The organism is Flavobacterium sp. ASW18X (genome assembly GCF_005144745.1).
In the GTDB taxonomy this organism is placed as follows: Bacteria; Bacteroidota; Bacteroidia; order Flavobacteriales; family Flavobacteriaceae; genus Croceivirga.
The window spans coordinates 17,540-37,398 of the sequence record NZ_SWKK01000024.1; the positions used below are offsets into that span (position 1 = coordinate 17,540).

At 36.7% G+C, this 19,859-nt stretch carries 21 protein-coding genes; 14 read left to right on the forward strand and 7 right to left on the reverse strand.

Annotation, left to right across the window (positions count from 1 at the left end):
- Positions 1-85: 85 nt before the first annotated feature.
- The 5 genes from FBT53_RS14505 to FBT53_RS14525 form a co-directional block, all read right to left on the reverse strand.
- Positions 86-298 (reverse strand): helix-turn-helix domain-containing protein, encoded by a 213-nt coding sequence (locus tag FBT53_RS14505; RefSeq protein ID WP_136951912.1) that lies wholly within the window; start codon positions 296-298, stop codon positions 86-88.
- Positions 299-328: 30 nt separating this feature from the next.
- Complete coding sequence (locus FBT53_RS14510; protein ID WP_169630374.1) at positions 329-1,057, reverse strand: lytic transglycosylase domain-containing protein; 729 nt, start codon at positions 1,055-1,057, stop codon at positions 329-331.
- Positions 1,058-1,175: 118 nt separating this feature from the next.
- Positions 1,176-1,511: a hypothetical protein gene (locus FBT53_RS14515; protein WP_136951914.1), complete on the reverse strand. Its 336-nt coding sequence runs from the start codon at positions 1,509-1,511 to the stop codon at positions 1,176-1,178.
- 9 nt (positions 1,512-1,520) lie between these two features.
- On the reverse strand, positions 1,521-1,847 hold the full coding sequence (locus FBT53_RS14520; RefSeq protein ID WP_136951915.1) for a hypothetical protein: 327 nt from the start codon (positions 1,845-1,847) through the stop codon (positions 1,521-1,523).
- Between the two features lie 3 nt (positions 1,848-1,850).
- The gene (locus FBT53_RS14525; RefSeq protein ID WP_136951916.1) at positions 1,851-2,540 is read right to left on the reverse strand and encodes a ParA family protein; all 690 of its coding nucleotides are present in this window, start codon (positions 2,538-2,540) and stop codon (positions 1,851-1,853) included.
- A 303-nt stretch (positions 2,541-2,843) separates the two neighbouring features.
- Here FBT53_RS14525 and mobC point away from each other — a divergent pair, with 303 nt between their 5' ends.
- Genes mobC through FBT53_RS16145 form a run of 3 tightly spaced genes read left to right on the forward strand, consistent with a single transcriptional unit; the run spans position 2,844 to position 6,466 of the window.
- Complete coding sequence (mobC, locus tag FBT53_RS14530; RefSeq protein ID WP_136951917.1) at positions 2,844-3,236, forward strand: plasmid mobilization relaxosome protein MobC; 393 nt, start codon at positions 2,844-2,846, stop codon at positions 3,234-3,236.
- The gene (locus FBT53_RS14535; protein ID WP_136951918.1) at positions 3,233-6,271 is read left to right on the forward strand and encodes a relaxase/mobilization nuclease domain-containing protein; all 3,039 of its coding nucleotides are present in this window, start codon (positions 3,233-3,235) and stop codon (positions 6,269-6,271) included. Before mobC ends, FBT53_RS14535 begins: the two co-directional genes overlap by 4 nt.
- A 54-nt stretch (positions 6,272-6,325) precedes the next feature.
- A complete protein-coding gene (locus tag FBT53_RS16145) occupies positions 6,326-6,466 on the forward strand; it encodes a hypothetical protein (protein WP_167989890.1) in 141 nt (46 codons plus the stop codon).
- 9 nt (positions 6,467-6,475) lie between these two features.
- On the opposite strand, the gene FBT53_RS14540 is transcribed toward FBT53_RS16145, so the two are convergent.
- Together FBT53_RS14540 and FBT53_RS14545 are read right to left on the reverse strand one after the other, a co-directional pair.
- Positions 6,476-6,922 carry a helix-turn-helix transcriptional regulator gene (locus FBT53_RS14540; RefSeq protein WP_136951919.1) on the reverse strand — a complete coding sequence of 149 codons (447 nt, stop codon included), beginning with the start codon at positions 6,920-6,922 and terminating at the stop codon, positions 6,476-6,478.
- A 13-nt stretch (positions 6,923-6,935) separates the two neighbouring features.
- Positions 6,936-9,272 carry a type IV secretory system conjugative DNA transfer family protein gene (locus FBT53_RS14545; RefSeq protein ID WP_136951920.1) on the reverse strand — a complete coding sequence of 779 codons (2,337 nt, stop codon included), beginning with the start codon at positions 9,270-9,272 and terminating at the stop codon, positions 6,936-6,938.
- A 74-nt stretch (positions 9,273-9,346) separates the two neighbouring features.
- Here FBT53_RS14545 and FBT53_RS14550 point away from each other — a divergent pair, with 74 nt between their 5' ends.
- From FBT53_RS14550 to FBT53_RS14600, 11 genes are all read left to right on the forward strand, one after another.
- A complete protein-coding gene (locus FBT53_RS14550; protein ID WP_136951921.1) occupies positions 9,347-10,513 on the forward strand; it encodes a hypothetical protein in 1,167 nt (388 codons plus the stop codon).
- Between the two features lie 10 nt (positions 10,514-10,523).
- Complete coding sequence (locus FBT53_RS14555; protein WP_136951922.1) at positions 10,524-11,936, forward strand: toprim domain-containing protein; 1,413 nt, start codon at positions 10,524-10,526, stop codon at positions 11,934-11,936.
- 101 nt (positions 11,937-12,037) lie between these two features.
- Complete coding sequence (locus FBT53_RS14560) at positions 12,038-12,277, forward strand: hypothetical protein (RefSeq protein WP_136951923.1); 240 nt, start codon at positions 12,038-12,040, stop codon at positions 12,275-12,277.
- Between the two features lie 3 nt (positions 12,278-12,280).
- Complete coding sequence (locus FBT53_RS14565; RefSeq protein ID WP_136951924.1) at positions 12,281-12,601, forward strand: hypothetical protein; 321 nt, start codon at positions 12,281-12,283, stop codon at positions 12,599-12,601.
- Positions 12,573-15,071 (forward strand): hypothetical protein, encoded by a 2,499-nt coding sequence (locus tag FBT53_RS14570; protein ID WP_136951925.1) that lies wholly within the window; start codon positions 12,573-12,575, stop codon positions 15,069-15,071. Before FBT53_RS14565 ends, FBT53_RS14570 begins: the two co-directional genes overlap by 29 nt.
- Positions 15,072-15,090: 19 nt before the next feature.
- Positions 15,091-15,735: a hypothetical protein gene (locus FBT53_RS14575; protein ID WP_136951926.1), complete on the forward strand. Its 645-nt coding sequence runs from the start codon at positions 15,091-15,093 to the stop codon at positions 15,733-15,735.
- A gap of 8 nt (positions 15,736-15,743) precedes the next feature.
- On the forward strand, positions 15,744-16,622 hold the full coding sequence (locus FBT53_RS14580) for a hypothetical protein (protein ID WP_136951927.1): 879 nt from the start codon (positions 15,744-15,746) through the stop codon (positions 16,620-16,622).
- A gap of 24 nt (positions 16,623-16,646) precedes the next feature.
- Positions 16,647-17,291, forward strand: coding sequence for a hypothetical protein (locus tag FBT53_RS14585; RefSeq protein ID WP_136951928.1), 645 nt, complete (start codon positions 16,647-16,649; stop codon positions 17,289-17,291).
- Positions 17,288-18,274 carry a conjugative transposon protein TraM gene (gene traM, locus FBT53_RS14590; protein WP_136951929.1) on the forward strand — a complete coding sequence of 329 codons (987 nt, stop codon included), beginning with the start codon at positions 17,288-17,290 and terminating at the stop codon, positions 18,272-18,274. The genes FBT53_RS14585 and traM overlap by 4 nt, the downstream gene beginning before the upstream one ends.
- Before the next feature lie 5 nt (positions 18,275-18,279).
- Positions 18,280-19,263: a DUF4138 domain-containing protein gene (locus FBT53_RS14595; protein ID WP_136951930.1), complete on the forward strand. Its 984-nt coding sequence runs from the start codon at positions 18,280-18,282 to the stop codon at positions 19,261-19,263.
- 27 nt (positions 19,264-19,290) lie between these two features.
- Positions 19,291-19,830: a conjugal transfer protein TraO gene (locus FBT53_RS14600; protein WP_136951931.1), complete on the forward strand. Its 540-nt coding sequence runs from the start codon at positions 19,291-19,293 to the stop codon at positions 19,828-19,830.
- The last annotated feature ends 29 nt before the right edge of the window (positions 19,831-19,859 follow it).

The window sequence follows — 19,859 nt, forward strand, 5'->3', positions numbered from 1 at the left end:
AAAAATCACGCCTTACAAAGGGAAATAAAATATTTGTTTTCGAAATATGGAGCTTACTATAGATAACATCTATTATCAGCTTTTTTTATTTAAAATCGTAGCCATCGATAATTTCGTTTAAATCGATACCGGCTTTACTTAAAAACTTTAAATAAGCAAGAAAGGTAGTGCCCAGAACCCTGCCCGATTCGACCTTACTTATAGTGCCTTGATCAACGCCTAGTTTTTTCGCAACATCGGATTGTTGTAATCCAAGTTTTTTTCTTGCATCCGAAAAGACATTATCTTTCTTTGCCATGTATGCTGATTGCTGGGGATAAATATACTATTATAAACTATAATAGATTGTACCTGAAGGCACCTGCTCTCCGATAAGGTGAGGATTAAGAAATGCAAATACTTCTTTTTTTACTCCCTCTTGAAGTGTGGATTTATGGGCTGTTTGTGTTGTTTTATTAATGCTCATTTTTTGCGGGCTTAATTTGAGCTTCATTGGTTGAATACCGTGGTATTCATAAAAATTAAAAATGTATTGAACCGCTAAAAAGGAAGGAACATAGGTTTTGGTTTCTTTAGGAAGAAATTCCTGCAGCTGCCAAAATGTTTTTTTACCTGTTTTCTTTATCAATTTTAAAAGCCTACCCTCTCCATAATTATAAGCGGTAAGTACCAGTTCCCAATCTTTGAATTTTTTATATAAATATAAGAGATACCTACAAGCGGCATCGGTAGAAGCGATAGGGTCATAAAAAAGTGAAACATTATCAGCATGGTATAATCCATATTGTACGCCAGTACTCGGCATGAATTGCCAAAGCCCCATAGCACCAACCTTACTTTTAGCCCTAGGATTCATGGCCGATTCAATTACAGCCAAATATTTAAGCTCTTCTGGAAGTCCGTATTTACGTAGTTTTTTCTCAAAAAAATAAAAGTAGAAATCCGCTTTACCCATAGTATAGGGCAGGGAAGAAAAGCCCAGGTATCTTTTGACTTGCTTAGCTACAGAAAGGTTTTTTCGGATTTTAATGGTGTTGATGGAATTTATGGTTTCCAAACGTTGGAAATATAATTCTTTTTCCGATTGAGAAACTTTTTGCCCAGGATCAAAACCCTTAAAATCATTTTTATCTTGTTGGCCATTTAAACAAAAGCAGCACAACAAAAAAAAAGTGCTAATCCTCCAACAGCTTTCGAATCTTGTCATCGATGATATCATCATTGTTATTTTCTCCAAAATCAAGAAAATCATTTTCTGTTTTTTCTTCATAAGGCGATGCTATTTCGAAAGATGCTATTTCATTATCTATTTTGTCGGCAGCGGCCATTTCAAAAATATTAGTTTCCATTTCCAATTCTTCTAAAACGGATTTACTTTCGTTACTATCGAAATTGCTTTCACTTTTTTGTGCTGGCTTTTTCTTTATCCAATACTTGGTGACCACTAGGTATACCCCTATGCACATAATTACATAGGCTAACATGATGATGATTATCCTTTCCTGGCTCATGATGTACGATTATTTCAATCCCATTTTTTTAAGACCTTTAGCTATAAACTCATCCACAAGCGAACTATTGCTTATTTTGGTATCTCCTTTCAATTTTTGTTCCAGAACGTATCTTTTGAGCACATCCATAGATTCTTTACTGACATAGAAATGTTCCCTTACTTTCTCTACAGCAGCTACATTAGTTTTAGGTTTATTTGCTATTTTTTTATCCCCTTTGCTTTTTTGTTCAGGTTTCTCCTTTTTGGTTTGTTTTTCGTCGTTAAACATTACACTGTCCAAAGCGTTTTGAGTCAGGTCGGCTGATGTGTCGAAGTCAAATTCTTTTTTAGCCATATCTTATGCCAATTGTTTTAAAAATTCGTTAGCGAAGCTTATATAGCCTCTATCGTGTTCTTTTTCTTCTGTTTTATAGTCCAATGGAGTTATAAAACTTCTTTGTTCTGGATATCTAACTCTTTTTAATATTACACTTTGATAATGTTCGATATCGTGTTTTTCTTTTAGATGCTCTCGTATATCTTCCATTTTATGAAGTATCTGTTTTTCTACTCGGAAGGTTACGGTTTTAATGTTTTTTTCGGGATAACGTTTTTTTATGGTTTTAATAAGCTCCACCGCTTTTCTTATTTCTTCTTCATCTCTGGAGTAGGGCACCACCATGTGGTCCAAGTGTTTTATAATGGGACCAACTTCATCTAAGGCACGTTGGCCAATGTCAATGAAAAGAATATCAAATTTTCCCGAAGCTTTGAATTTTTCTATTAGTGTAGGAACGTCTTTAGAAAATGCTTTGAAGACTTTAATATCGGATTTAGGTTTTTCTTTTTGGGAAAGTTCTTGCTGGTTATTTATTGCATTTTTTTCTTGCTCTTTTACATAGATAGAATAGGTACTCCATTGATGGTTATCGCAATCAATAAGCGCTATTTTTTTTTCATAATACGCATTTAAAAATGATGAAAGCAAAATGGTATTTGTGGTTTTTCCCACCCCCCCTTTGTTGTTGAATATCATTGCCGTTTTCATTCCCTGCTTTTTTATTGTGACTTTGTGCTTTTGTTACAGTGTGTCTTTGTGATAGTGTTCTATGGTGCTATTGTGACGTTGTGCTATTGTGACACTAAGGTATCAATTAATTCTTTAAGGGTATAGTAGTGAAGTTCTATTTTATCTCTTAGGGTTCTTATGTGTAACTATTTTCTTATATTCGTAACTGGCGACTACGCCTTGGCGTAGTTTGCAAGGTGGATAAAAGTAATACTTTTATTAATTTATCACAGATAATCGATTTTGAAACACAAGACCATAAAAAACGTTGGCCGTCCCAAAATGGACGACAACAAGAAATGCAAACGCATATCCTTTACCTGTTCACCTGAACTTTTTGAACAGATAAAAGAGCGTTCTGAAACTTATTTTGGAGGTAAAACCACAAAGTATATTGTCCATAAATTAAGTCAAGACCACAACTCTCAAGCTTTAAATAGTCCTTCTAGAATACGGAATAACCCGGTTGAATTTGACCGTATAGAACTCTATAAGTTAATTAAAGAAGTAAATAAAATTGGAACCAATATCAACCAGATTGCACATAAAACCAATCTGGGTTTCAGGCGTGACCAAGCCTTAAAAGAAGCCCTGGATATTACCCAAGAAAAACTGGACCAGACTGTTTCAACCATTAACCAATTGTTGCAGCTTAACAATCCCAATTTCAAATGATAGCTCAAATTTCACATACATCAAATACGAATGGTATTGTGACCTATCATACTAAAAAGATAGAAGAAGGAGTTGCTGAAATAATCTCAGAACGGCATGTAAATACCAGTACCAAATCCAATATTACCGCCTCTATTAATAGCTACAATGTTTTTTCAAAAACCGAACGTCCTACCGTTCATATTAGTATTAATTTTCCTGTAGGGGATAGAGGTGTGTTAAGCCAAGAAATGTATGTGGAAATAGGGGAGCGTTATCTTAAGGAGTTAGGTTATGGTGAGCAACCCTATGTAATGGTCAAGCATATGGACCAAGCTCACCCGCACATTCATATCGTAACTACAAAAGTTACTGATAACGGTAAGACTATAGCTACCTGGGGAGAGCGGTACCGTTCTCAGAACATATCAAGAAAGATTGAACTTGATTACAATCTTACACAGGTTTCTAGTATAAAAAATAGTCCGGCTCAGCGTCAAGAGGTCTATGAGCAAAAGGACTATAAAAACCTGCTAAGGAACAGTGTCAAAGAGGCGCTTTCCCTCAGGCCGAAACGTTATGAGGATTTAGAGCTTTTACTACGTGAACGCTATGGTATAGCGATTTACCGTACAAAGCAGAATGGAATAGGATTTGCTGCTTTAGGTAATGAGCATGAGCGTTATATAAACGGGTTCGGAACCAAGGGGGTTGCAGGTTCCAATTTGGATAAGGCCTATTCCGGAAAGGCCATAAGGGAAACCCTTTCCAAAAACTTTAAGGAAGCGCCTAAGCGTTACCGCAACCTTAAGGCGACCGAGGACATCCTGGTGGAAAAACTAGCCTATTTCGATTCCATCAGCAGCCTTGACTTTAAGCATATATTCGAACCGTTGGGAAAAGAGCTGCAGGGAGAGGAAAAGTTTATCGTAGTGGACACCAAGGGGAAAAACGTATTTTCTGAGCGTGATTTAAAGCAAGTTGATTTTAAAAAAATTCAACGTACTACTCAACTAAAGCATCCTGTTGGAAGCGGTCTGTTTAAAGTTATAGCGGATGAAACTTTTCGGGTATATAAAAGCAGTACCTCTAGAGCACTTAAAACTTCAAAATTTATATCAGAAATAGCCACAAAGGAGGGACTTTTAAAACACCTGCAGGAATCTAGTACGCTAAAGATTTTTGAACCTTTACTTAGTGAATCACAACTGAAAGAACTCCGTAGTTTTGTTGAGGAGTATTTAGGGGTGTTGAAATCAGAACTGCCAGATATTATTTCCAAGGAAGATTTCTACCAGAATAAGGAAGTAGCATTATTACATGATTTTGCTAAATCCAATGGATTAAACCCTCAAGATTTATTATCCTTATTTCGACTAAATACCTTTCATAAGCAATATGTTCACACCAAGGCAGAACAGAGCGTATTATCCCTAATTGAAAGAACGCTGAATCATATCTCAGGAGAGGATAATCCAAAGAAGAACGACAGGGTAGGGGCTACCACCTTATTTGATGTGCAACGGTTTATATCCTTGTCCAATCTTGTTCCCGAACAACGGGAGTATATGGAGAAGGAGCTTGTTGGCAAATATCTATCCCGAGTATCCAATGAGTTAAAGCGAGAGGTAATAGACCCAAAATCATTAGTAGCGGCTTACAATAAAAAAGGTTTTATGTTATCCCTTGAAACCTCTGGTAATAAGAACATTATTAAAGCAAGAATGATGGATATGGGTAGCGAGCATGTTGTAAAGGGATTGGGGAGTTTTCTAGACAAGCAGCATTTAAAGCAGCAGCAGTTACCAGAGCGTATGGACGATATTCGTTTTAACCATGCGATGGATACCGGTTCCTATGGATGGGCTTATAGCATGATTAGGGATAATATGGTAAGCCCTGGGATACTATCCGAATTCAAGGACCATAAAGCATTCGAACCGTTTAAACAAGAAGAGGCTAATAAGGAGCTCATTGGCAAGCTATTGTACGAATATAAGTTGGAGGGCGGTTATCGATATACTTCTGACCTAAAGGAATATCTTATCGGGGATAAGGAAGATTTCAAAGCCTACCTTAAGGAAAAGGAACAGGTATTGCCGGAAGCCTTCGTGGATGATTTTTTAAAAGGGTATACCTCACAGGAATCACTCAATGAGTCGATACGCTCGGAACGGGAGCGTTTTGCCAATACCCTTAAACTAGCCGAGGGATTTGCAAATCCGAATATGGCAGCACTTTTAGGGATACGTTTCGATTCGAGCGGAAGGGCAATGGACCTTCATGGAAAGTATACGGCGGATACCACCCTTACGGGCAGACAACAGGTACTTTTGGTGAACCTGCAGAAACAACCCTATTTCGAATACTATTCCAATAGCTTCCAACAGGTTACCCATTCTTTATATGGAGACAAACGGGAACTTTCGGATATCGGTTACGACAAGCTTATGGCGTTCGAATTATTCAAGGACCATATTCCCGAAAAGCACAGGGAACGATACCAAGTCAGTTTCGAAAGACCTTATATCGAGCATTTCGTGGAGAAACTGGCTACATTACCAGGGAATCCCTTACAGAAAATTGATTATCTTAACAGTAAAGGAATCCGGGCTGTTGACACCAAGGAGGGAGTACAATTTAAGCTAGGGGGAACTGATAAATTATATTTGCTTAGTTCGAATCACGGAATTGATAATCCTAGCTTAGGAAGTCAGGTATTAACTATGAGGGAGCATGGTTTTACTCAACAAGGTAGTGCTCGTAGCGAACAATACCGTTTTGTCATTGCTATGGAAAAAGGAAATTATAATGAGGCGGCATGGTTATTGTTGACCAATAAAGCGAAAGCCTCTGTTTCTGAATTAGAGCCTATGGCGAATAAAAAACTACAGGAAGAATTAAGTAAATTAAGTGATAAGGGCTTTAAGATGGATGATGTGTTCCAGAGCACCGCTAGATTATTAAAGGATGATATTGGTGGTGATGGACATTATTCTGGTAAGAAAAGCAAAGGAAAGCGAAAAGGCCCAAAACATGGCCCAAGAATCGGATAATGGTTGTTTGTCCCTTTCTTTTGTGAGAACAAACAACAATTAAATTCTAGTATTATGAGAAATGTAGAAATAGTGCCAAAGGACAAAAGAAACGAGTTAAGAACCGTTAAGGTTCCAACTACCCAGAAAAAGAAAAAGAAAGGTTTTCTTTCTCACTTCTTAGGATACTTCTTGTTTTTTAGTCTTTTTGATTAGACCAGAACCTTACGAGGTTATCTGTTTTTTGAAGCGTTCAATAGCCGTATTCGTTTCTTCTTGGATGGCTTTAATATCCTGATTGAGTTGATTAAATGCGTTATCTACATTGGAACGATTTAATATAAACTCAGATTGGTGATTCTTTTTTGGTATAAGTAGATTGTCCTTGCTAATTATCCATAAGGGATTATATCCCATAAGGGTAAAAAAATGAATGATTTTAAATACTACCCTAAAGGAGGTTCCAGCTCTATTATTTTCTAAAGAATTAAAAGCAGCGGCGGACATGCCTAAAGCTTCCGCAAACATTTTTTGGTCGTAAAGGTCTTCTTTTGTTTCCTTTTGTAATTCTCTTCTTATCATTTTGAGCCTTTCCGGAATATATCCGAAATCTTCGTTTTCCATTTGCTTTAGGAATATTGCCCCTTTACCTTCATTTGTCTGGTCGTACATGCTCGCAAAGATATTAAAAAGGCACTTCTGTTAAATCATCAACTTGGAAGTCATTAAGATTGAATAAATCCCCATCGATGGATTCTCCAGTTACTTCTTTGTATTCTTTTTTTATCCAAGTTTCTACCTCATTGTACATGCGTTCTAAATGAGCAGAAAGAAACTGATGTTTTTCATTTTCAATAATGACAGTTTCTAAGCGGTCTGAAAAATACTCCGCCAAGAACTTTTGTTGCGCAAATTTGGAATTATCTTTTATACCTTTTTTACTTTGTTTACCTTTTATACCTTTTTCATGTTGTTCCTTATCTTGTATCTTAGTATTCTGTTGTTGAATAGCGTTATTCTTTTTAATCAAATAATTCAAGTCTTCTTTAGAGAGTCTTAGAAAGCGAATGTAAAAGTTAACACTCTTAGAGATAAAGACCATATCGCCCTTATCTAGTGCATCGATAAAATCTACGAAGAATCCAGTACGCATCATTTCTTTCCAGTGCTCTTTAAAGAGCTCCTGTGCTTCATTGTTCCAAAAATCATGAATCAATGGCATGTTTTTTTGTTTTTTGGTATTGTGGCAATGGTGTTTTTTAAATTTACCCCAGAAGCGTTTTTGTTCAATAGGGTCTTCTAAGGTATCTGCTACCACTCCACAGAACTCTCCTTGTGAGAAATTACTAATGCGGTCTATTGGAATTAATTCGTTCATAAAAAAACTATGGCTTAGGGTTTGTCCTCCTTCAAGGTTTTGATTTAAGCCTGTCTTTTTCTGATTGGTTCGACCAATTCGTTTACTTACTTCGGTTGCTGTTTTAACCCCACTCATCCCACAGATAATCGTACCTTGAATACCAATAATACTATTGGCTTCAGCTCTAGGGTATTTTTTTTCTAATTGTTCCATACCTTGAATGCCTGCAACTAGGGCACAAAGGTTTTCACGACCACTTTCTAGATAATCTACTAATCCACCATAATAAAATGAACTAAGCTCATCCAATATAGCCGCAAAAGGGGCTTTATTTGGTTTGTTGGCTTCCTTTCCTACGGTCTCTACAATCATAGATAGATACGGAGCCATTACTTCCGCTTTATCCTTGTCACAGCCTACGGTAACTACTTTTTTTTGGTCGGGTTGGTTTAGGTCCAACGAAAAGTCACCACTACCTGAAAATATATAAAAGGCGTCGAGTTGATACAACCTTGATAGTTTTTCTTGTAAGGAAGCTGTGATACCTACAAGTTGCTCCATTGCAGCCCCTCCTTCAAAAGCATCCCTAAGGGATGATACCTTCATAATAATGTCTTTTTTGGCTAATAGTAAAGGCAATAGGTATTTAGCTTTAACGGAGGCTAATATGCTCACATGAGGAAGGGAACAGACCTCTAATCCGTGTTTTTCTTCCATTTCTTTGGAAAGGGCGACCAATCCCACAAATAGCCCCATAGCAGTTCCTTTAAAAAAAGCACTTTCACTTTCATCGGGTCTTTTAAGATTGGTCATCACATTATCGCATATTTTTTCAATTTCCGTGATACTGGGAATATATCTGGGTGCAATAGGATTACAGCGATGACTATAACGCATATCGGTTGTGCAAATCTGATAAAAATCAAGCTCTTTAGGTGCTGCTGTTTGATAGTACCCATAGACCTTAGAGGATAAGGACGGAAATTTAAGGTCGTATACCATCATGGAGAAATCCTTTTGTATCAACTCGTAGATGATTGGACTGATAAATGAGAAGGTTTTACCAGATCCCATAATACCCCAAACAAAAACCGAACGAAATATATTTACAAAGTTGAGTTGACCTGTTCTTTTTTTACCGTTTAGATAGAAATCGTATTCCAAAGCAAAATTATACTTCCCTTCATACTTACGTGTGGTTTGTGGAAAGCTCTGGTTTTTTTGATTGAATTGATCCTGTTCTAATCGTTTACTAAAAAACCAAATTGAGAGGCGCATCAATGACCTTATATATAAGAGAAACCCAACTATGATAAGGGGCATACCAACAAGGACAGGTAGATGTACTAAATTTTTGAAGGGATAGAGTATAATTAATAATCCAATTATAGTAAAGGCCAGTGTTTTTTTTACGTTTATCTTTCTATCGGAATAGAAACGATAAAGATAGGCGGCCAATACAGGGGCTACAATGATGACCAATTTTAGATTTTTTTCACCCATGCCCTTTGAAATGAGATAGGCCACTATTGTTTTAAGAAGTGGGGGTTCTTGAATCCATTGTGTTATCCCGCTATCGAAAACGACTCTAAAATACAAGGACATTGCTAAGGTTGCCGCAGCCAGTAAGGTAATGACGAACTGAATCCTATCGTTTTTCATGCCAAATGTTTTAGTATATTTGTGTAAATATAGAATAATATAATTTTTTAAAAAGATAAAGTATTCTTTAGTTTATGATTGTTAAAGATATAATGGCTCTTTTGGGCTTTAAGGAGGGGGAGACCTTACAATCTCGCTTTTTTATGCATTTCCATAAAAATGGGGATAATCATTTATTCCTATACCAGCCTATGGGAAGCAACGCTTTGCGGTTTTGTTCCCCATCGGCAGAATGGGACGGTAATCTGATTGATGTGATTACCTTTTACTATAATGCTGAAAATTCTAGCGAGTTCAACGAAGGAGACAGAATAGCCCTATTTTTAAGGGAAAATAATATTGATTTATCCCAGCTTCATTTTGATGTAGAACTTTCTCCAGTACAACATTTTAATCTTTATCGCATTCTATTGCAGGAGTATGGTTCTTGTAAAGACCTTACCCTAAATAATGCTCTTGAATCCGATTCCCATCTGTATTTTTTCTTTATGGATGAAGATGTGACTCCTGGTAGGCAACATAACATATTAGGGGTAGTAAGTTATGATAAGGCCAAGCAAACTGAACAAACTATTAGTTTTTCTGACCTTGGTCGAAGCATCTATTTTTCCAATCCTTCGATTTCAACCACAGAAGCTGTTGTTTTTGATTCTTTTAGGGAGATGATAGCCTTTAAATCGCGAATGAAGACGGACTATTTTTACCTTGTTTTTAAAGGAGAATTTAATACCAATAAGGCTAAAACGATTTCCTTAATTTGTGGTGCCAAGTCAATTGTACAAACCTTTCTGGCTTTCCCGGACCATTTGGGCGGATATCAGCGCGATATAGAATATCTAAGCGTTCATGCCAATGTAGATTTAAAGAAGAAAACAGGCTATTTAAAATTAAGCGTTCCACAGAGCAAGGATAGTGAGCTATTTATAAGCCGATTGAAAGACCTAAAGACAAGCATCGAAAAGGACCTTGACCAAAACAGTATAAAAAACCTAATCCTTATCAAGGCAGGTAAGGATTTAACGGGAGTACCCGTCTTTATCATTGAGGTAGCCCTAATTGCTAATGTACTAAAGGGGCTTTTGGTTCTAGCCTCTAAACACCTATTATCCGAACGTAATTTCCGCATTATAAAGCCAAAAGGGGTTCATTGGTCTGAGGATAGAGCAAATATTAAAAACGCAGGAAAAGAATTCAAACTCAACATCTACGATACCATAGGAAAAGTTTATCAATACAATTAACCTTCTATTTATGTCTGTTTATACTAGAATCAACGAATTATTTGATATAAAGACCCTATTGCAAACTAGAAATCCTATACGGGAAGCATTAGGTATAACCAAGGTAGAACTAGACAAAGGAAAAGGTTCCAACTCCATACAGCTGCATATTGAAGAACAAACAAGGGGGAGACAGCGCATATTGCTTTATGATACTGATAAGGAAGGAAAGAGTTATGGATATTTCAGGTACGATAACCGTACCTATACCAACGACTCGGGAGATGTTATCCAATTCATCGCTAACCGTTTGAAGAGCAAAAAAACGCATGATGCCATATCTTTTTTAAACCGCTATCACTATAGAAGTCAAGTGGAAGAATGGAAAAAGCATGAAGATTTTGCCATTACAACTAAAAACAGAAATGGTTCGAAAAGTATGCCTCTTCAATTGGATGAGCTCCATAACTTAAGAGATATAAGCCAGACGATACTAGCCGAAGCAGAACATTATTTGGAAACCCATCGAAAGATTGAAAATGACGTTATCATGTCCCCTTTGTTTGTTGAGACTATAATGCTCTATGAGCATACCGTAGAAACAGAAACAGGGCCTATTGTTTTTACCAATACCTTGTTTCCTAAGTTCGATATTCAAACCAATGAAATAAAAGGAGCAGAAGTCAAGACTGCAGCCCGTACCAATAACAACCTTTGCCTTGGCAGAGACGAAATGCTTTGGCATTCCAATAAACCTGAGACAGTAAATAAAATTGTGGTTTGTGAATCCGCTATAGATGCGCTTTCCCATTTTCAGCTCAACCCAAAGGACAATCAAAATACCTGGTACTTTTCTACTAACGGCAATTTCTATCCTTCCCGTCAAGGTTGGTTATACCAATGTATTTCCGCTGAAGGGCTCCATCCTGAGGAATATTCCCTTGTTCTGGCTTTTGACAGAGACCATCAAGGCTTTCAATACGACCTGTCCATGATAAATAAAGTTTTAGAGGATAGGCATCCCTCTACTTCGGTCGGCGTACAGGAGTTCTTTACCTTAGATAATATTGATGGAAAACCCTGTCTTCGTTTTCATTGTACTAACCAAACCACAAATCAAGCCGTTCAGCAGTGGTTTTTTAATATCCAAGACCACTTTAATGAAAACGCATTGGCCAAGAGGGAGAATGGTATGATTCACATTCATAATTCTAATGACCGTTTAAATTTAGTCTTCCCATCTGTAGGTAAAATGAAGGATGTTACCATGCGACTTTCTAGCTCTCTAGTGCGCAATATTCCAATTCTATCCAATTCTAATATTAAAATAGAAAAGGCAAATTTTAAAGGAAAGGGTTTTAAGGATTGGAATGAAGTAGTGCAAAAAAACACCCAAAAACAAAAGGTGGAAGGCAAAAAACAAGCTAGAAGTAAAAAAGTATAATAAATACAGAATACTTTATTTTATATAATATTTATAGTATTCTAGTTTTTTTATTGATTTTAATTTTTATATTTGGCCTGTAACCATTTATAAAAATTATAATGAAAGAACTTCAGAATTTTTTCAGCGAAATGGAATCGGGTCTCGGCTCTATCGCACAAAGCTTTGTTAGTATTATCGAATACTTACTTTTCTTTTCCGCTCTAATCCTAGCTGTAACCATGTTAATCACAGAACGCCGAGGTGATAATATTGGTTTTAATGCAGGAAGATGGGCGCTTATCGTATTTATAGCAGGGGTTTCTATAGCATTAGCTAAAGAGGTTTTTGGAATAGCATAACCTATGAAGACTTATAAAATTTATAAGACTTTACAACGCAATGCGAAGCTTTTTGGAATGGAGCGTACCATTGCGATGCAATACATGGCCAGTCAAGGAGGATTTATCGCTCTTTCCTTCTTTTTATTTGGAGCAAATACCCTAACGGTCTTATTGATTTTTATGTCCTTTCCTTTATTCCTGTTCATTTTCAAATTGCGCGATAGAAGGAATCGGGTACGTAATTTTAAAAAAACCAGCATCAATAAAAAAAAGCCATCAACGGTTAAATACCACTCATTAAAAATCATCCCAAATGAACAAAGCATTATTGATAAAGGATGAAACTTTGCCTATCCATGGCATTGAATCGGATGTTCTAATATCTAAGGAAAAAGGATGTTTATCTTATGGGTTTAAGGTGTCTTATCCTGCTATATACCAGAAAGATATTGGGGTTATTGAACAAATGTCTGAGGTATTGGAAAGTATTTTTTCTGTTTTGGAAAAAGACTATTTGATACACAAGCAAGATTGGTTTTTTAATCAAGATAATTACAATCCTGAACCTTTAGTTAATGAAAGCGCTATGCAGCGTTATAATCGCATTCATTTTACAGGTAGAAAGGTACGAAAGCAATTTTCATATCTATTTATTACCAAGGTTCCATCCAATTATATAGCCTATTCCGCATCCAATACCAATGCTTTCCTATACCGGAAAAAAACAGGAAAAGCTATTGAAAAAGACTATATAACTAAAAAGGAATTGGATGTTTTTATGAGTAAGCGTGATACCATTACTCGTATGCTGCAAAACAAACATTTTAATGCAAAAGAACTTAAAGCAGAGGATTATATTGGAAAAGAACAAGACGTAAACGGCCTTTTAGGTATGTTTAAAGATTTCGACCCAACAACCAAGGGGAGAGACAAAATATTTAAAGACAATAGTATTCTTATAGGGGGACGTGAGCTTCGTTTTTATACCTTACAGAATAATGAACAACTGACAGATGTACTGCAGTCTAGCTCTAATTCTCCAGAGAAAGAAGTAAACGGAAAGCCAATTGCTAAAAGTCTTATAAGCCCCCTTGGTCTTGAATATGATAAGGACCATGTACTTAACCAATACTTTTTCGTTCCCGACCAAGAAAGGGCCTTGGAAGAAATGCAGAAAAAGTTAAATCGCATATTTAACTACACCCACCGATTTAATCCCATTAAAGCCATAGCAGGGGATGAAGAAGTTAAAAAACCTAAGAATCTAGAGACCACAGGTAATGATATCTTTATGAATGATACCTCGGAATTTGTTTCCGAGGTTATTGAAAAAGGTCAGAAGTTTATTTTTTCTCATGTCAATATAGGGTTGCTTGATGGGACCTATACCCGTCCTGATAATTTTAAGCTTGATTTACGGGAAAATACAGTTGACCTGCACGATTTATACTTTGCAAGCTGCCCAGGTAACGCTATAGGGTTGCCTAATGATTTATACATGCCATTAACTAGTGGGGCTGCCGTTTCCCTTGCTTATTTTGAAGATTACTCCAAGGGAAACGCACCCTTTGGTCAAAGGGTTATCGATGTGGCTAGTGGTAATCCCATATATTGGGATTTTTTTACCACCCCTTACAAGAACAAAACCATTACCAATTTAAATGCTTGGGGGGTCGGAAAGTCAGGTTCGGGTAAATCCTATAGTTGGAATAGTATACTGAATCATCAATACGAAATGGGACATCATATTTTCAATATAGATGGTTCCAGTTCTTTTGAACGTGCGACCAAATACCATAATGGGGTTTTCTTTAAAGTCTCCATGTATGAGAAAATAGGTTTTAATCCTTTCCTTTTATCAAGTGGAAATGAAGAAGAAATCAATTCGAAACGGGTTTTTCTAGCCTATTTCTTATGTAATCTTTTGGAAAGTGCCGGAGAGGAATATTCGGGGGAAATACTCTTCGGCATCTTTTCCGCAACGGTAGCAGCTTACTATAAAAACGTAAATCATGACCTTTGTTTTAATAGCTTTTTTGACTTCTTTAAAGTATATGCTCCGAGCTACGTTAAAGACAATGGTATTGAGAGAAGTATAAAACTCAATGAAATCATATTTCTTTTAAGAGAATACTATAAAGGGGGTGTTTACGATTACCTTTTGAATAACAGAGATGAGCGCCTAGCGGAGCTCATGCACCAACGTTACATTACCTTTCAGATAAAGGAATTGAAGGATGACCCAAAACTCTTCACCAATACTACGTTTTTATTAACCAATCTGTATAAAGAAAAGTTATACAATCCAGAACTTTTGAAATGGATTAAGTTCCTTCACTATGATGAATCTTGGACCGCTATGGATAAGCCTGTACTGGCTAATTTTATTCTAGACACCATTAAAACGGTACGCTCCCAAAATGGTTCAACGATATTCACCTCGCAGGACATAGAGGATTTCTTTAAATCACCGATTATAAAAAATACCGTTATCAACAACTCCGAAATTGGATTGATATCGGATTTAAGCACCTATAAGGGAAAGGCTGAGTACGTAAGGGATATCCTTGGTATAACCGATTCCCAAGCCAATCGGATATTCGGATTACATCGAAACATGCCACAAGGTATTAAAGCTAAGGAAATAGCTGTGATATACGCAAAAGAACACTTGCACACCTTTGGCATAGAAACCTCTAGGGAAGAAGCTGCTATTTATGAAAGTAGTCCTACAGAAAAAGAACGCTTAGCTCAGATTGATGCTAACTATCACAGTATGAAACAAACTGCTAAAGCCTTCGCCGGTAATTAATTCATTCTAATACTATCATATGAAACAAATACGACTCATATCCCTTGTAAGCTTATTGGTTCTTCCAGTACTAGCACATGCACAATTTGCTGTAGTAGATGCAACAGCTAATGCGCAATTAGTCAAAGCCAATATTCAACTGGTTAAAGTGAATTCTCAACTCATGGCTCATAATAAGTTACTAACCCAAATGGTGAAAAATCAACAGGTATTACTTGATTTGATTCGCCAGCAGAACAAAATATTAGCACATACAGACCAACTCAAAACAGAGGAAATTGAAACGTATAAAAAAGCTCCTGCAAGTGTTATAGTAGATTATCAATTGCGTGATTTAGAACAGGTAAAGGAAAACATGATACAAGCCGCTAGGGATTTTGTAGATTTTCTTGGTGCTGTAGAGCATTTAAAACCTAGTGATTATGAGGTATACAATGACAGGGTGGTGGGAATAGTTGAGAACACCGTTAGCGCTTGGAAACAAACCAAGCAATTATTAGCCTCTAATGATAAGATAATCCCAGCTGGAGAGCGTCAAGAACTCCTTAAATTGACTATAGAGAATATATCGTCCAACATTTCCAAAATAAGAAGCTACCAAGAACAACTGAAAATGTTGAACGATAACAGAAAAACAGCGAATCGTTTCTTCGGGGAAAACTAAGGATTGGTATGGAGAGTTTCATTTTAACTATAAAGGATTATTTCAACAGTTTTATTTGGGAACAAATAAAACTTGCTATTGAAGTTGCAGGGCCTGTAATGGAAACTTTTAAATATGTGGCCTTTATACTAGTTCTGGCTAAAATAGCTAGAAATTTATATCAAAACCCTTCGGATTGGTGGGGTTATGTGTCTTGGCTGCCTTTAACCCTTCTTTTGTTTGAATACGAAATGATTGTAAAGTTTTTTGTGGAGCTTTCCGCTAGTGCCGACCAATCAGTTTCCTATGCTTCCAATCATAAAATGTATCTGAAAATATTTAAAACCCCAGATATTCCAGATGAATCAGACATCGGTTTTTTTAATATCACTGTGGCTTATATGAATCAAATAATGCGTAATCAATTGGAAGTATTAATTACAAGTCAGTTGATGAATATTGTATCGATGGTTTCCATGCTTATCTATATTTTTTTAAAGATTAAAGCGATGCTGCGTTTTGTAGTACTGGTGTTTTTTGGTCCGTTGAGTATTAGTATAAGCTTTCTTCCAGGTAATGAATTTCAATGGCTCGATTGGGTTTTAAAACTGTTGGAAACAGCCATGTTTATTCCCATGTTAATGCTCATTGATTATTTAGGATTACAAGTATTAGATAAAGCATTTAAACCTATTGTACCTGGTGAAATACTTACCATTGGCGACCAAAATTTTCAGATGTGGCTAGGGATATTCTTTTTTGCCTTGTTAGGGGTTTCTTATCTGTTTGTTCCCTCTATGGTTAAATGGGGAATAGCTAAGGCTAATAGCGGTGTTGGTGGTTCTAAAAAAGCAGCTGCAGCTGCAGCTATGGCGGCCAGAAAAATAATGACTAAAGGACTAGGTTAATAATCATACTAAATAAATATTATCATGTTGATATTGAACAATATAGCAACCAAAGAAAAATTATTTACCATAGGAGCTATGGTGTCCGCCACGGTGTGCATTATCGTATCGGTAGCTGCCATGTTTATTTACCGCTCGGCACTAAAGGAGTCTAATGATAAGAAACGACAAGAAATATATGTAGCCGTAAATGGTTCCATTATAAAGGCGCAGCTTGAAGATGATTTTCAAAGACCTCTGGAGGTTGCTCACAAGGGTTTTCTAGAGCTTTTTCATAACTATTTATGGAGTATGGAACCTAATATTCGCTTTATAGAGCGTAATAAAAAGATGGCAAAAGAAATGGGGGATGCCTCAGTAGATGTTTTGTTTCGACTTTTAGAATCTAAAGGCTACTATTCCAATTTAATAGCTGGAGATTATTCTGTTATTTTTGAGGTAGAAGAAGAACATATCACCATAGACTATACTAAGGAGGTTCCAACATTCAAACTATCGGGAACTTTAAAAACCCTTAGAACAAATGATATCATCGTAAAAAAGGTGGTTACTGTCGGAAAAATTATGCAGAAAAGTTATGAATTTAGCAACTTTACTGGGTTTTACGTCAGGGATTTAGAGGTGTTGGAATTCAGCGAAGTGGAGACGATAAAATACAGGGAACTATGAAAAATCTTACCGAACACCAAAAGAAACTATATCTAGTTATAGCTATGACCGTATTAGGAGGGGGACTCTTATTATGGTTGCAATCTTTTAAGGGTAATGATATCCAAGAAAACACCAAAGAGGAAGCTATCCAGGATAAAGCAAGAGATTTTACCATTACCCTAGATACTTTAAATAAAACGGATAGAAAAGCCTTTTACGAAAAAGAACGCAAGCGCGATACCCTGATTGTTTCTGACCCTTTTAATACCGATAAGGAAGAAAGCAAAGCCCAGCGTATCCTTGATATGACTAAGCTTTTGGAAGAAGAAGAAAAAAAGCAACCCGTCAAAAAAAATACAGTTCGCATTTCTACTGATGAAAGTTTATGGGATATGGGGAAGGAACAAAACAGTGATAATCTTAAACTCTCTACCTCTGGAGAAACTGCCCTTACGGAGGCCGAACGGCGAGCTCAGATATTAGAGGCTAATAAAAAACAAAGAGAACTTTACCTTGGAGGAGGTGATAATCAAATGTCACAGCCCATGGCGTTATCCGTAAAAGCAGCGGTCTACCGTGACCAATTTATTCTTCCCGGTGACCAAGTGGAACTTATCATTACTGAAGATTTCAATTATAAAGAGAAGCTAGTACCTAAAAACACTATTGTTTACGCTATAGCTTCCATAAATCAAAACAGAGTACTGTTGCAAATTAATAATATCAACCATGTCTCTATCGCTTTAAAAGCTAAAGACATCACCGATGGTTTGGAAGGCATACGAAGCAAACGGGCAGGTGAATTATGGGCAGAGGCCTCTAATGATGTTCAAGAAGATGTAATGCGGGATGTTTCCATTGAAGCAACAAGGGAAACAGGGCGTATAGGTAGAAGTATCGGCCGAAGTATCTCCCAATTATTTCGAAGAAAGAACTACAAACAAAAGGATAAGATATTATTAGTAAATGACCATCAAGTTGTCTTGACCAATATTAAATAACTGCTATGAAAACTCACTACATACAAATCACTTTGTTGGCGCTATTATTACCCGTTTTAGTTATTGCTCAATCCACTAAAATAGGACTGGCTAAAAATGGTACTAAATTATTAGTATTCCCTAGTGAGATTGATTTTACCGTTCTAGGAGACCCTTATAATTTTGTGGAAGTTCCTTTTGATAAAAAAGGAAGTAAATACGGCAACTTAATTATTGGACTTCAATTTAGTTTGAGTTCTAATGAGCAATCAGCATCTACCAATTATTCGGTGATTACCGAGGAAGGAACCATTTATGACTTTCAACTTTTTCTGGATCCCAGTGCGGATAATTCCACCATTCGCATACGTCCAGAAATGGGGACTATGAGTATAAATGGAAACCCTGGTAAACGAACCAATTTGCAACAAGCCATTGAGATGGCAGAGCAAAACGACTCGATTCTACCCCCAAAGCATTACTACAAGGAACACTCCCCAAAAAAAGAGGATAGCGATGTTCAATCTTACCAAGGTGACCAGCAACCTTTGACACAAGAACTCTATGAGTCCGATAAAGAAGAATACATCAGAAGAAAATGCTATTACAATCAGTTTAACAAAGGTTCGATAGTTCGTTACTTTTCAAGGAAGGATAACATTTTTTTATGGCTAAAGGAGGTGTACTATGACCATGATGAACTATACCTTCTTTTTCGATTGGATAATGAGGAAACCATAGATTACGACGTAAAACTTATACGTACTAGTATTGGAACGAATTACCGAAAGAGTAGCAGCAATCAAAAAACACCGTTTCCCGCAGACCATCGGTATAAAATACCTAAACGTGTTAAGGGGAATACTTCCAATCATTTTTTTCTAGTCTATGATAAGTTTACCCTAGATAAGAACAAGAATCTAGTGGTACAGCTAGATGAAATCAATGGTAACCGAAACATCACTTTGGAAATCGATAGAAATCAAATCAACAGACCTAAGAAATTTTAAATCCACTACAAGACACTATATCACATCATGAGAACACTATTTATATTAACCACTATTCTATTGTTAGGCCTTAGTGTCCAAGGACAGAATTATGCTTCATCCGTAGGACTATCCGGGGGGTATGTGGAGGATGGTTTTGGAGGAAATGCAACCTTCAACTTCCATATGAACCGCTACTCTTATATTCAAATAGGGATATTTGCTAGTTTTTCAAACGAGGAATATGCAGGTAGCGAAATACCCTATAATGTGTTTGCATTTCAACCAGGATATTACCGTAGGATAGCAGTACTTAATACCCGGAATCCGATTAGCTTTTATATTGGGGGAGGTGCTATTGGCGGCTACGAAATCATAAATAACGGGAAGAGCGAGCTTCCTTCTGGAGCCTTAATAACCGCAAGAAGTCAATTCATTTACGGAGGTTTTGCAGGTGGGGAAATAGAATTTCAACTTAAAGAAAACCTATCCTTGGCTATAAAGGGACAGCAGCACTATCATGTGAATTCTGATATCGGAAAGATGTACCCCTTTATTGGGGGAAGCATTCGCTATTATCTTTATTAATCCACCTCTATAGAACACTAATACCATAG